This is a genomic window from Pseudodesulfovibrio thermohalotolerans (assembly GCF_021353295.2).
Classification (GTDB): domain Bacteria; phylum Desulfobacterota; class Desulfovibrionia; order Desulfovibrionales; family Desulfovibrionaceae; genus Pseudodesulfovibrio; species Pseudodesulfovibrio thermohalotolerans.
The window spans coordinates 3,654,852-3,668,013 of sequence record NZ_CP120635.1 but is presented as its reverse complement, the minus strand read 5'-3'; the positions used below and the strand labels follow the sequence as shown (position 1 = coordinate 3,668,013).

General features: G+C 62.8%; 12 protein-coding genes. 5 read left to right on the top strand and 7 right to left on the bottom strand.

Annotated elements, in window-relative coordinates:
- Positions 1 to 30: 30 nt before the first annotated feature.
- Complete coding sequence (gene murI, locus LF599_RS17230) at positions 31 to 870, top strand: glutamate racemase (RefSeq protein WP_279521674.1); 840 nt, start codon at positions 31 to 33, stop codon at positions 868 to 870.
- A gap of 170 nt (positions 871 to 1,040) precedes the next feature.
- Here murI and LF599_RS17225 read toward each other — a convergent pair whose 3' ends face one another.
- Positions 1,041 to 1,802 (bottom strand): substrate-binding periplasmic protein, encoded by a 762-nt coding sequence (locus tag LF599_RS17225; protein ID WP_269940485.1) that lies wholly within the window; start codon positions 1,800 to 1,802, stop codon positions 1,041 to 1,043.
- Between the two features lie 210 nt (positions 1,803 to 2,012).
- Here LF599_RS17225 and LF599_RS17220 point away from each other — a divergent pair, with 210 nt between their 5' ends.
- Positions 2,013 to 2,993, top strand: a complete 981-nt coding sequence (locus tag LF599_RS17220; RefSeq protein WP_279521673.1) for an HD-GYP domain-containing protein — start codon at positions 2,013 to 2,015, stop codon at positions 2,991 to 2,993.
- Between the two features lie 344 nt (positions 2,994 to 3,337).
- Here the strand turns inward: LF599_RS17220 and LF599_RS17215 are convergent, their stop codons facing one another.
- The gene (locus LF599_RS17215) at positions 3,338 to 4,921 is read right to left on the bottom strand and encodes a lytic transglycosylase domain-containing protein (RefSeq protein ID WP_279523118.1); all 1,584 of its coding nucleotides are present in this window, start codon (positions 4,919 to 4,921) and stop codon (positions 3,338 to 3,340) included.
- 236 nt (positions 4,922 to 5,157) lie between these two features.
- Between LF599_RS17215 and LF599_RS17210 the strand changes: the two genes are divergently transcribed.
- Positions 5,158 to 5,919: a TrmH family RNA methyltransferase gene (locus tag LF599_RS17210; RefSeq protein WP_279521672.1), complete on the top strand. Its 762-nt coding sequence runs from the start codon at positions 5,158 to 5,160 to the stop codon at positions 5,917 to 5,919.
- A gap of 37 nt (positions 5,920 to 5,956) precedes the next feature.
- Here the strand turns inward: LF599_RS17210 and LF599_RS17205 are convergent, their stop codons facing one another.
- The 4 genes from LF599_RS17205 to ilvN all read right to left on the bottom strand — a co-directional run bounded on the left by LF599_RS17205 (position 5,957) and on the right by ilvN (position 9,903).
- Positions 5,957 to 7,174 (bottom strand): HDOD domain-containing protein, encoded by a 1,218-nt coding sequence (locus LF599_RS17205; RefSeq protein WP_279521671.1) that lies wholly within the window; start codon positions 7,172 to 7,174, stop codon positions 5,957 to 5,959.
- A gap of 207 nt (positions 7,175 to 7,381) precedes the next feature.
- The gene (gene buk, locus LF599_RS17200; RefSeq protein ID WP_279521670.1) at positions 7,382 to 8,482 is read right to left on the bottom strand and encodes a butyrate kinase; all 1,101 of its coding nucleotides are present in this window, start codon (positions 8,480 to 8,482) and stop codon (positions 7,382 to 7,384) included.
- Positions 8,479 to 9,423 carry a bifunctional enoyl-CoA hydratase/phosphate acetyltransferase gene (locus LF599_RS17195; RefSeq protein WP_279521669.1) on the bottom strand — a complete coding sequence of 315 codons (945 nt, stop codon included), beginning with the start codon at positions 9,421 to 9,423 and terminating at the stop codon, positions 8,479 to 8,481. The genes buk and LF599_RS17195 overlap by 4 nt, the downstream gene beginning before the upstream one ends.
- Entirely contained in the window at positions 9,424 to 9,903 is a 480-nt protein-coding gene (gene ilvN, locus LF599_RS17190; RefSeq protein WP_269940492.1) for an acetolactate synthase small subunit, read from the bottom strand.
- A gap of 195 nt (positions 9,904 to 10,098) precedes the next feature.
- Here ilvN and LF599_RS17185 point away from each other — a divergent pair, with 195 nt between their 5' ends.
- Together LF599_RS17185 and LF599_RS17180 are read left to right on the top strand one after the other, a co-directional pair.
- Positions 10,099 to 11,481, top strand: a complete 1,383-nt coding sequence (locus LF599_RS17185) for an SLC13 family permease (protein WP_279521668.1) — start codon at positions 10,099 to 10,101, stop codon at positions 11,479 to 11,481.
- A gap of 10 nt (positions 11,482 to 11,491) precedes the next feature.
- On the top strand, positions 11,492 to 12,427 hold the full coding sequence (locus LF599_RS17180; RefSeq protein WP_279521667.1) for a universal stress protein: 936 nt from the start codon (positions 11,492 to 11,494) through the stop codon (positions 12,425 to 12,427).
- A gap of 20 nt (positions 12,428 to 12,447) precedes the next feature.
- On the opposite strand, the gene LF599_RS17175 is transcribed toward LF599_RS17180, so the two are convergent.
- A complete protein-coding gene (locus tag LF599_RS17175) occupies positions 12,448 to 13,098 on the bottom strand; it encodes an IS1595 family transposase (RefSeq protein ID WP_279523117.1) in 651 nt (216 codons plus the stop codon).
- Positions 13,099 to 13,162 lie beyond the last annotated feature (64 nt).

The following is a 13,162-nucleotide window of genomic DNA, read 5'->3' as shown; positions in this document are numbered from 1 at the left end:
GAAAAGGGATCGCATTCAAGGAGCAGGATCATGCAAAACAAGGCGAAATTGCCCATCGGCGTATTCGATTCGGGCGTGGGCGGATTGACCGTGCTCAAAGCATTGCGCGAGCGTATGCCCTGCGAGGACGTTCTCTACCTCGGCGACACGGCGCGGCTGCCCTACGGGACCAAATCGCCCCAGACCGTCGCCCGCTACGGCGTGCAGTGCGGCGCGGAGCTGACGCGGCGCGGCATCAAGCTGCTCGTCGTGGCCTGCAACACCGCCTCGGCCGTGGCCCTGGACGCCCTGCGCGAAGCCAACCCCGGCGTACCCGTCATCGGCGTGGTCGAACCCGGTGCGCGCGCCGCCTGCGCCGCCACGGCCAACCAGGCCGTCGCCGTTATCGCCACGGAATCCACTATCGCTGGCGGGGCCTATCAGCGCGCCATCCACGCCATCCGCCCGGAAGCCCGCATTATCGGCCACGCCTGCCCCCTGTTCGTGGCCCTGGCCGAAGAGGGGTGGACCGAAGGGCAGGTGCCCGAGGCCGTGGCAACCCGTTACCTCGACCCGATCTTCAAGCCCGCGTCCGGCACAGAGCGTCCCGTCATCCCCGACACGCTCGTTCTCGGCTGCACGCACTTCCCCCTTCTCGCCGCCGCCATCCGCAGCGTGGTCCCGGACCGGACCACCATCGTGGACTCCGCGGCCACCACCGCTGAAACCGTCTATACGGAACTCGGCCGCCTCGGCCTTGCCCGGCCCGAAAACGGCTGTGGCGGAACCACCTACCTGACCACCGACGACGCCGCGCGCTTCGCCCGGACCGGCTCCCGCTTTCTGGGCACGCCCATAGCCGAAAGGGACGTTCTGCTGGTCGACCTGTAGGTCGGACGACCGAAACTCCCCGGCCCAGAAAACCGGACGGCAACCGCCGCCACGTCCCAGGCTCCGCGCCCGGGCTTTCGGTCGCGCACCATTTTCAAAAGGGAAAAGAAAAAGCGCGGGAGAATTCCCGCGCTATTGTCCGACGCCGAACGAGACCGCCGCTGCCCGAGCTAGAAGCGCAACAAATAGCGGTGGGCGATGGTGTTGTAGGAGCCGTCCTTGTGCATTTTGGCGAGCGCTTCCTCCAATGCCCGGGCCACCTTATCCTTGTCCTCAAGACCCGAGGCGCGGGAGAGGACGATATAGGCGGGCTTTTCCGCCTGAAGCTTCTTGGGAAGATAGACCACGGAGCTGGTCAGCCCCATGTCCTTGAGGCGGTAGTAGGTCACATCGATATTGCCTGCAAAGGCGTCGATTTCGCCGCCGAGCAGTCCCGCGAGGATGCCCCGCAGGTCAGGATACTCCTTGACGATCATGTCGCCCTTTGCCCGGGCCTCGGCGAATTCCGGGCCAAGATCCAGCCCGGCGGCCACGCCGATGACCTTGCCTGCCAGATCGTCGTACGAATCGAACACGAATCGGTTGCCCACCTTGGCGAAAAGCACATAGTCGCTGAAATGGATCGGAACGCCGTCGAGGAACAGGGCGTACCTCTCGCGCTCCGGGCTTCGGAACAGGGCCGCGGCCCCGTCGCAACTGCCGTCTCCCACCATTTCAAGGACGGTCTTCAAGGGTGTCGTGCGAATCTCGATGTTGATCCCGGCCCGGCGCGCGGCCTCGTTGAGCACGTCCACGTCGATGCCCGAAGGCGAGCCGTCAACGACCATGGAATAGGGCGCGAAATCCGCGTCGACGACGAAACGGAGGGGCGTTCCGGCCCAGACCGTCGAAGCGAGGAGGCAAAACAGACAGGCAAACAGGTATTTTTTCATGGGTCGGTCTCCTGAAATTGACAGATCTAGACCATCGTATCTTCTTCCACAGTTTTCCACAAGAACCCCATGAATTCTTTTCTGTTTCGCCGTTTTATGGCGAATGTGACAGAACGGAGCGTCGTCCCTCGCACAAATCGCCCCCTGTCTTCTAGACAATCTCCTGATTTTTGCTAGCATTTGCCGGATGATTAATATATGAATCCGGGAATGGATACGAATCCACGTGCCGCTCGGCCGGTATCCTACTTTCCCGTATCCCCGGTGATGCTCTTTCCGGAGGCTTTGGGGAACTTCTCAGTCTACCTGTGGCAAGGTGGGGACTTCGTTCTTTACACCTCTTCCGGCCAGCGATTCACCACCCGTCACCGCCTGACACTGCACAAAAACGGCGTCAAGGAAGTATACGTCCAGGGCTCTGAACGCGACGAGTACGAAAAGTACATCGAGCGCAACCTCGGCCGGATACTGCTGGACGAAACCCTGCCCATCGAAGCGCGTTCAAGGATTTTCTTCGAAGCCACGACCGTGGTGCTCCAGGACGTGTTCGACCGCAAGCTGCCGAGCGCCCTGCGGGCCAGGCACTTCGACCGCATCACGGACATCGTGCGCAACTCCATCAAGTTCCTGGCCAAGGACGACTCGCTGTCCGCCGTAGCCCCGTTCATCTCCCACGACTACAAGACCTACACCCACTGTATGCACGTGTTCGTGTATTCCGTGGCCCTGTTCCAGACCTACAACATGACCGAGAGCGAGGTCTTCGAATACGGGCTGGGCGCGTTGCTGCACGACGTGGGCAAAGCCAAGATTCCCAAACGAATCCTGAACAAGCGGGGCCCCCTGACAACGGCGGAGCGGGAGATCATCAAGGAGCACCCGGTGCATGGCGTATCCATGTGCGCGCACCTGCCCATGACCCAGAACACGATCAACTGCATCCTGTTCCACCATGAGGCCCTGGACGGGTCGGGCTACCCGGCGGGAATAAAGGGCGACAACGTGCCCACGCCGGTCCGCATCATCTCCCTTTCCGATATCTACGACGCCCTGACCACCGACCGCCCCTACGCCGAAGCCATGCAGCCCTACGAAGCCCTCTCCCTCATCCGAAACGAAATGCGCGAAAACGTCGACATGAACGTTTTCAAACGATTCGTCGCGGTCCTCAGCGGGGCCGAAATCATCTAATCAGCCTAGACGGACGCCTTCCCGAGAGGGCGCACCCGCTTTTCGCCCGCCCCGTGCCGACGGAACGGCCCCTTCGGTCTTTCCCCCACGCCCCAAGGGCACGCGCCCGAAAAGGACGGCTCGCCCCTGTCCGGTTACGGCGCGACAACCCGATACGTACGGCCGCCATTCCGCCGCCCTTTTTCCAGAATCAAGCCCTCCGCTCGCAGACCACCCCCTTCCGTCACCTCCACGTCCCGGGGACAGCGCAATCGATCCGGGAAGGACCGTGCGGCCAAGAGCCGGAGGCACAAAAAACCCCCTGTCGGCATAAGCCGGCAGGGGGTTTCCATCGGGTGTCGCGATTACTGGACGTAGACCTTGAGTTTCTGGCCCGCGTAGATGGTGGTCTTGGCGCTGATGGAGTTCCAATGGCAGAGGTCGGAGACCTTGACGCCGAACTTGCGGGAGATGGAATAGAGATTGTCTCCCCTGCGCACCTTGTAGTGGACCAGCTCGGTCTTGACCTTTCCGGCGTCCTTGACGGCCTGCTTGGTGGCCGCGCTGGAGCTGTTGGGGATGTAGAGCTTCTGGCCGACCTTGAGGCGGTTGGAACGCAGTCCGTTGGAACGCTTCAGGGTGGCCACGGTGGTATTGAATGACCGGGCGATGGACCACAGGTTGTCGCCGGAGCGGACCACGTAATTGCCGCGTTTGGCGGCGATGGCGCGGGTCTTGGCCGTGGACGAGGAAGCGGACGCGGTCACGGTCCGCTTGGAGCCGTGGCCCGGCACCATGACGTGCTGCCCGGGACGCAGTATGTTGGAGCGGGTGTTGTTCACGCTCTTGAGCACGTTGATGGGCACGCCGTAGCGGCGGGAGATGACCCACCAGGAGTCGCCGGAGCGCACGCGGTAGCGGATGTAGCCCGCATAGGGCTGGGCGCCCGGCTCGGACAGATAGGCGATCATCTTGTCGGCTTTGTCCGAGGGCAGGTATGCGGTGGCCTCCATGTGCGGCGGACTGACCTGGCGGCGGAAAGCCGGGTTCATGTCGTGGAATTCCTTCCAGGTCATGCCGCCGGCGCGGGCCAGAGCGAGCAGGTCGGTGCCGCCGGGCACCTTGACCGGGACGATCTCAATCTCCATGTCCCAGGACACGGGCTCGAAGCCGAGGGTATCCAGGTTCTGGAAAATCTTGGAAATGGCGATGAACTTGGGCACGTAGTGCCGGGTCTCTCGTTTCAGGCGATTGCGCCGGGAAAGCTTGCGGTTCTTCTCGGTCAACTCGAAGAAGTCGTCGCATTTGGCCTGTTTCAGGGCACGCGATATCTTGCCTTCGCCCGCGTTGTAGGCGGCCAGGGCCAGGTACCAGTCGCCGAACTTGTCGTGCAGGTCCCTGAGATGGCGGGCCGCGGCGTCGGTGGCCTTGTAGGGGTCGCGGCGCTCATCGATCCACCAGTCGGCCTTGAGGCCGTACAAGCGGCCCGTGCCGCGCATGAACTGCCACATTCCGCCCGCACCGGCCCAGGAGTAGGCCCGAACGTTGTAGCCGGATTCCACGAACGGCAGCAGGACAAGGTCCTGGGGCAGACCGTACTGGGTGAAGACCCGACGCACATAGGGCAGATAGGGCTGGGAGCGTTTCAGCCAACGCTCCATGGTCTTGCGCGCCTTGTGGTTGTAGTAGGTGAAGAAGAGTTCGACTTCATCGTTCTCGTGGGGCTCAAGATCGAACAGCAGGCCGAAACGCTGATTGAGCACGGCCTGCTCGGTCTGGGTCAGGTCCTCGTCGGGAGCCACTTCGGGAGTGGCCTCGATTTCGGGTTCGAGAGCCTCGGCGTCATCGGGCACGAGGTTCTCCGCCACCTGTTCCTCCACGGGCGGGGCCGCCTCAGGGGTCGTCTTGGTGGAACAACCCGCGGCCAGGCTCGCGATAAGCAGCCCCATCGCGAGTAAATATGCACAGTTGAAAACTCTCAAGCGATCCTCCGAGTTCGGCACACCATTACCAGATAAGTCCGGTTTTGAAAAGTCTAGAAAAAATCTTGAACGCCGGATGTCCGAGACTTCCAGCTAGCCCAGCTTGCCATAGATTGCAATAGGAGCGATAAACGCCTACTAGACCCCCTTGCCAAAGGCAACCATGTGCAACTTTTTGCCGTGTCTATCACAAGGAATCGATAATGCAAGATCATGGCCGGGATAAAAAGGATTCGAAAATCTACATAGTTGGCAACAAGCCGGTCAAGGAGCTTCTGCTGGATTCTCCACAAAGAGTGGACTTCGTGGCCTTCCGAAAAGGGCGGCGCGACAAGGCCATGGAAGAAATTTTCGACCTCTGCCGAACCGCCCAGGTGCCCTTCAAGTCTGTCTCGGCCAAGGAGCTGGACTACATGTACCGCGGCAACCACCAGGGTGTGGCCGCCCGGTGCGCGGCCCTGGAGTACACCCCGCTGGAGCGGCTCCTCGAACAGGCTCCCGACGCCCCGCTGCCCCTCATCGTGGCCCTGGACCAAGTCCAGGACACCGGCAACGTCGGCGTGCTCGCCCGCACCGTCCACGCGCTCGGCGGAGCCGGGCTCATCGTCTGCCAGCATCACGGCGCCTATCTCGGCGCCGGGGCCGTGCGTTCTTCCGCCGGCGCCCTGAACAAGCTCCCCGTGGCCAAGGTCGGCAACATGGCCAACGCCATGAAGGACTGCGTCAACTACGACTTCACCCTCTACTGCGCACGCATGACTTCCGACTCCGACAACGTCTACAGCGCGGAACTGCGCACTCCGGCCGTGCTCATCCTCGGCAACGAGGAAAAAGGCATCCGCCCCGGCGTGGCCAAATTCGCGAACCACAGCCTCCATATCCCCTTTCTCAGGGAATTCGACTCGCTGAACGTTGCCCAGGCAGGGGCCATCATCGTCTCGGAATTCGCCCGTCGGCTGGGCTAAAGGCAAGGTTGACCGGGACCCCGGTTCGGCCGGATGGCTAGAGAAACGCGTCCAGAACGGCGTCGATCTGCGTCGAGTACCGCTCCATGGCCTCGTAAAGGGCTTCCGGGTCGAGACCAAGGATGTCCCAGGCTTCCTCGTCCAGCCCGGGCATGACGTACATGCCGCCCCGGGCTATCTCCACAGCGTTGGACAGATTGTCGGCCACATGGATGATGGCCGGTTCGAGCGGGTTGGGATACCCCATGGGGTCATGGTGATAGTCGATCATGGCGGCGAGGCCTTCGGGGAAGTGCCAGGACTCCAGCAGAGGCTTGCCGATGTCGGTATGACGCAGCCCCAGAACCGACAGCTCGGCCTCCACGAGGGGAAGGCAGTTCTCGCGGGCGAAAAGCATGGCTTCGGTGGCCGCGTAAGGCAGCTTCTTGAACAGGATGAGACGGCCCACATCGTGTAACAGGCCGCCGATGAAGAACCGCTCCGGGGAAAGGCCGCTCTGCGTCCCGGCGAGCAGCCGGGCGAAAACGCCGCAGGTGATGGAATGCCGCCAGAAGGTCTGCATGTCCACGAGCTCCGGCGGAATATCCTTGAAATAGTTGATGGCCGAGACGCCCAGGGCCAGGGTGGACAATTCCTTCCCGCCCACCAGGGTCACGGCCCGGCTGATGGAGTCGATGCCCCGGGAAAAACCGTAAAGGGGCGAGTTGACGAGCTTCAGGAGCTTGGCGGACAGGCTGAGATCGGTGCTGACCACCTTGGCGATGCGGTCGGCAGAAGCGGATTCGTCCTCAAGAATCTCCTTGATGCGAAAGAATATGTCCGGGAATCCGGCCAGTTCGGTCTCATGCCGCACGATGGCCTCGGGCGAGATCAGCCCCCTGACGAAGATATCCTCCAGATGCTCCAAGTTTGCGGCCCTGCGCTCGGCCGGGTCCGGTAGCCGCCGCCCTTCGGCCACGGCCACGGCGGTCAGGTCCAGGGCGATGCGAAACATGGCCGCGACCGCCGGGTGATCCGGGTTCACGTAGAGGAAAAATTCACGGACATAATCCTCCACGGCCAGAAGTTCGGCCTCGGACAGGACGGAAGGCGCGGGAATAACTTCGGCCTCCTCCACGCCCGCGCGCCGGAGCAGCCCTATGTGACGGTCCGCCAGTTTGACGCCGCCCCTGAGGAGCAGCCTGCCGTCCCCGGCGACCAGGTCTGAGGCCAGGACCATGCCCGCCTTCAGTTCGTCAATACTCTTCCTGTTCACGGCAGCACCCTCCCGGAGCTGGGCGCACCATACTCCTCTCTCTTATACGCTATCGCACGCGTATTGTGAACAGGCCTGAACAAATGTGCCGTCTCGTCAGGGTTTCGGCATACCCCACGGACCGTTTTCAAACCGAGAGCCCAACCGGCGGGGTTGCCGGAACGCATTGGAACACCGGGATGAACGAAGGCCGGGAGTTCCTGCGGATTACAAAGGGACGCGACTATCGTTTCGATAGGTCCGGACCGGCTCGACACCGCAGAGCGCTCGCGCGGCTCCCTCGGCAAGGGCGAACATCTCCACCTCGCCCGGGACCACCTCCACCGGAGCGAGGAAACCCGTCTGGCGGGACAGCTCCTCCACCAGGGGACGGCTTCGGGAGAGACCGCCGGTCAGGACCACGGCGGCCAGGTCGAGACCACCCCCCCCGTCGACCAGGGCGGGAGCCATGGAGACGATGTACCGGGCGATGCCGTAGGTCATGGCCCGGAAGACCAGTCCGGCGCGCTCGTCGCCCCGCTCCATGCGGGCCAGGACTTCGCGCGGGTCGTTGGTGCCGAGATGGGCGGTCAGGCCGCCCCGGCTGAGAATGGTTTGGCGCAACTCGTCGTGAGCGCGCTCCCCACGGTGGAGCATGTCCAGAACCGGCACCAGAGGCAGTCCCCCGGTGCGCTCGGGCGTGAACGGCCCCTCGCCGTCCAGGGCGTTGATGACGTCCACCACCCGGCCCCGGCGGTGCGCGCCGATGGAGACGCCGCCGCCCATGTGGCAGACGATGAAATTCGAGGTCTCGTACTCCACGCCCAGCCGTTCGGCCACGATGCGGGCCACTCCGCGCTGGTTCAATGCATGGAAGATGCTCCGCCGCTCCAGCCCCGGCAGCCCGGTCAACCTGGCCCGGTCCATCATCTCGTCCGTGACCACCGGGTCCACCACGTAGGCGGGCACGCCCCATTGCCGCGCCAGGGCCAAGGCCAGGAGCCCGCCCAGATTGCACGCGTGCTCGCCGTACCGAGCCTCATGCAGATGAACAGCCATGTCGTCCGACACCGCGTACACGCCGCCCTCCAGCGGACGGAGCAGACCGCCGCGCGCGGCCACCGCGCGAATGCGCTTCGGGTCTGTGCCGGTCTTGCCCAGGAACTCGGCCACGACGCGCATCCGAAAGTCGAATTGATCCGCGACCCGCGCAAAGCCCGCCAGGTCCGCGCGCGAGTGTTGCAGCTCCTCGGCGGCCAGGATGTCGCCGCCCTTGAACAGGGCCACCTTCGTGGACGTGGAGCCGGGATTGATGACGAGAATGCTCATACGCGGCTCCTGTGCGCCAGGACCGAGGCCAGGGCGATCGAATGAAATTTGCTCGCGTCCGAATCCCCCCTGGACGGGACCACCACCGGGACCCGGCTGCCCACCACCACGGCGGCCATGGTGCAGCCGCACAGCGTGGAAAGGGACTTGTACAGGACGTTGCCCGCCTCGATGTTCGGGGTGACGAGAATATCCGCGTTTCCGGCCACGGGACTTTCGAACCCCTTGGTGGCCGCGACATCGCTGGACACGGCCAGATCAAGGGAGAGAGGTCCGAGCACCTGTGCGTCGCCAAACATCCCCTGGCGGCCCATCTTGGTCAGGATGTCGCCGTCCAGAGTGGCGGGCATGGCCGGATAGTTGATCTTCTCCGTGGCCGCGAGGATAGCCGCGCGAGGTGCCTTCATGCCGAGCATCCGGGCCACTTCCAACGCGTTCTTGAGGATGTCCACCTTGCGTTGCAAGGAGGGAGCGATATTCACGCCGGGATCGGTCATGAGCATAAGCCGCCCGTCCACAGGGGACTCGAAGACCGACACATGGCTCAGAATGCGTTCGCCGTAGGCCACCCCGGTCCGCCTGTCGAGGATGGCCTTGAGCAGGGTGGCCGTGGGCACGAGGCCCTTCATGATAAGCTGCGCCTCGCCTTCGCGGAAAAGCCGGACAGCCTCGGCCGCGGCGTCGGCGGGATCGGCGGCGCGGACCTTCCGGAACGGGGAGATATCGAGCCCGCGCTCCCCGGCGACACGCTCCGTCTCCTCCATGTCGCCCACGAGAATAGGCTCGGCCAGTCCGCGCCCGTACGCCTCCAGCGCCGCCCGGAGTACGAACCCCTCGGCGGGGCGGGCAATGGCGACCCTGGGCATATCCCCGGAACGGCAGATGTCCAGGGCGGCCCGCACCAATTCGCTCAAACAGGTTATGGGGCTGAAACCGGGCACCTACTCGTCCCCGCGCTTGAGGGCGATCATGCCGGACCGGCACAGGGACTTGATCCCGTAGGGCGCGACCATCCTGATAAGCCCTTCCACGCGGTTCTGATCCCCGGACATCTCCACGGTGACGGTCTCCCGCCCCATGCCCACCACGTGGGCCCGGAAGACCTCGAAGACCTGCATAAGCTGGCCGGTCCGGGCCGGGTCCATGGCCACCTTTATCATGACCAGTTCGCGGTCCACGAAATCCTTGCGGGAAAGGTCGTCCAACTGAATGACCACATCCAGGGACTCCAGGTAGCGGCCGACCTTGTCGATGGCCTCGTCGTCGCCCTCCACGCAGAGCACGATGCGGGACACCTGGGGATTTTCGGTCTCCCCGGCGGCCAGAGAAAGAATGTTGGCGTCATATTTGCCGCACTCCCGGGCCATCATGGCCAGGACGCCGGGTTCATTGCGGCACAGGGCGGACAGGGTGCGTCTCAAGGGCAATCTCCTTGGTTGCGGTTGGGATGCGGGGCTTTCCGCGCTCCATCACAATACCCGATACTCGGCCAGTTGCAAATCCCGGCGAAACCTGTCCCGCCCCCGCGCTTTGGACTGGCCCCCCCCTACCCGGCCGTGTATACTGTCCCCATCGTGATTCATTATCTTCGAGAAAAACGCTGGTTTTTCCTCTCCTTGGCAATACAGGCCGTCATGTTGCTCCTGCCCGCCCCCGAAGGGGTCACGCCGGAGGGGTGGCGCGTGCTGGTCATGACCGTGGGGGCAACCATCCTGTTCATCACCGAGCCCATCCCCCTGCCCGCCGTGGCCCTGCTCATCGTCCTGGGCCAGGTCTTCCTCCTCGACCTGGACTCCTCGCTGGTAGCCAAGTCCCTGATGAAGGACTCGGTCCTGTTCATCATGGGCTCCCTCATGCTCGCCGTGGCCCTGGTCAAGCAGAAGCTCGACAAGCGGCTCGCCCTGCTCATCGTGCGGATCACCGGCTCGAACACGTATTCCATCGCCTTCGGCATCTCCATTTTCTCGGGCCTGCTCGCCTCGTTCATCGGCGAGCACACCGTGGCCGCCATGATGCTGCCCGTGGCCCTGTCCCTGATCCAACTGGCCACCGACGACCGCGACAAGCAGCGCGCCCTGGCCGTGCTCTTCCTGTTCTCCATCTCCTACGCCTGCGCCATGGCCGGAATCGGCACCCCGTCGGGCGGCGCGCGCAACGCCATCATGATCGACTACCTCCGGGACTTCTTCTACGCCCCGGACGACCCGGCGACTTACAGATACTCGGTCTCCTACCTCCAGTGGATGATCTATGCCTACCCCATCTTCCTCATCCAACTGCCGCTCATGCATTTCATCCTGCGACGCACCTTCAAGACCGACATCCGCGACCTCGGCCCGGCCGTGGCGCAGCTCAAGGAGCAGGTGGGCAGCGAAGGCGCGCTCAAGGGCCGCCACTACGTGGCCATTCTCCTTTTCATCCTGACCCTGGTGGGATGGGTGGGCTTCTCCTCCCGGTTCGGCATGGGCACCATCGCCATCCTCGGCGCGGTGCTCTTCCTGGTCACGGGTCTGGTCCGCTGGCAGGACCTCAACTCCGGGGTCAACTGGGGCGTGGTTCTGCTTTACGCCGCCGCCATCTCGCTGGGCGTGCAGATGCGCGACACCGGCGCGGCCGCCTGGGTGGCGGACCTGTTCATGGAGGCGCTGGCCCCGTTCGGACTCGACTCGGGCCTCGGACTGCTCGCCGCGGTCATGCTCCTGACCACCTTCATCACCAACACCATGAGCAACGGCGCGGCCGTGGCCGTGCTCGGCCCCATCGTGCTGACCATCGCCATCGGCACCGAAACCAACCCCCTGGCCGTGGGCATGGTCACCGCCATCTCCAGCGCGTTCGCCTATTTCACGGTCATCGGCACTCCGGCCTCGACCATAGTTTATTCCTCCGGCTACCTGCGCCCTTCGGATTTCATGAAAGTGGGCTGGCGCATCGCCCTCATGTCCTTTATCGTGCTACTGGCGGCGTCCAAACTATACTGGCCCCTCATCGGCTTGTAAGGAGTTGCTCATGAACAGGGACGACGAAAAACTGCGAATCCTCATCTGCATCGGCGGCGGCCCCGAGGCCTACGCCAGCCTGCGCTACGCCGTCCGCCTGAGCAAGGCCAACTGCGCCGACATCACCCTGCTCTACGTCCGCCCCCTGGACAGCGGCCTCAACTCCGGCGGCCTGGAAGTGCGCGTCGCCCGCGAAAACGTCCTTGACTGGGGCCTGGAACTGCCCGGCCTGCGCCAACTCAAGGCCGCCCGCGACATCCTCGTGGAGTTGGGCGAAATCGAACCGGGCGCAAGCCGGGAATGGAAGCATAGCGAGATCAAGGGCGACCCGGCGGGCGAATACGTCCGCGACTACGAGACCCCCTGTGGCGGCATCGTCTCCCTCAGGCTGCGCACCGCCTCTGACGTGACCTCCGCCGTGTCCGACGAGGCCAAACGGTTCAACGCCGACGTGGTCATTGTCGGCGCATCGCCGGAACCAGTGACCGGACTCAAGAAATTCTTCTACCGCAAGCCGCTCGCTCTCAAGATCGCGGCCCACGCGCACTGCTCCGTCATCCTCGCCCGGCACCTCGAACCGGACCGGAATCACCTGGTCTGCGTCCAGGACACCGACCAGTCCCGGGCCATGCTCCCCGCCGTTAGCCGGTACTTCCAGTCCAGCCACCACCCCCTCTCCATCCTGTCCGTGGCGCCAACCGAGGCGGACCTGCCCTCGGCCCAGAAAGCCGCACAGGAGGCCGCGCAGATACTCGGCTCCCTCGGCATCAGCCCGGCCGAAATCCTCGTGGAGGTGGGCGACCCCGTGGAAACCATCATCACCATCGGCTACGACTTCTCCCTCATCCTCGCCTCGGAATCGCTCAAGCCCTGGTTTGCCAAGGGATTCAGCGTCTCCCACGAAGTAGCGGAAAAAGCCCGCAACTCCGTCATGATCGTCAAATAAAAAGGGGCTGAGCCAGACAACTAGCCCATATGCTTTTTAACCCACTGTTTCAGTTGTTTAAACTGGTCCTGTGGATTGGTGTTGTTAAAACGCCACTCGCATTCCTTCAAAAATAGGGGAAAGTTTTTGGTCGGGATACCGTTGAACTTCCTCATGTGGCGTTTGGCCTGGTTCCAAAAGTTCTCAATCCCATTGATGTGGTTTTGTCTGTCGGCAAACAACTTTGAATGGTTGATCCTGAAGTGTTTGAATTCGGAAACGTCGAGAACATTGTAGCTGTAAAGAGCATCTGAGTACACGATACTGTCTGGTTGCACTTTTTCACGAATGATTGGCAGCAACGTTTTGCTCTTAGCGTCAGGAATCACTTGGGTGTATACCTTTCCACCTCTTTTAAGAATTCCAAAAACGGGTGCCTTGCCTGCAGATCCCCGGCCTCGTTTGCCCTTCCGCTTTCCGCCGAAGTAGCTTTCATCGACTTCAAATTCACCAAAGTCCATCCCTTCATAGGACTCTTCTTCGGCTATGATTTCGCGGAGCCGATGAAAGTAAAAGGCGGCTGTTTTGACATTCACTCCAACCAAATCAGCAGCACAACGGGCAGTGGTGCCAGCCACAAAATGCTCAATCAATCGGAGCTGCTTTTTCTGACTCAAACGACTTTTTCGCATTGCCATACCGATAACCCAAAGGAGTTATCTGGTACAGCCCCAAGAAAAAAACCAACTCCACTCC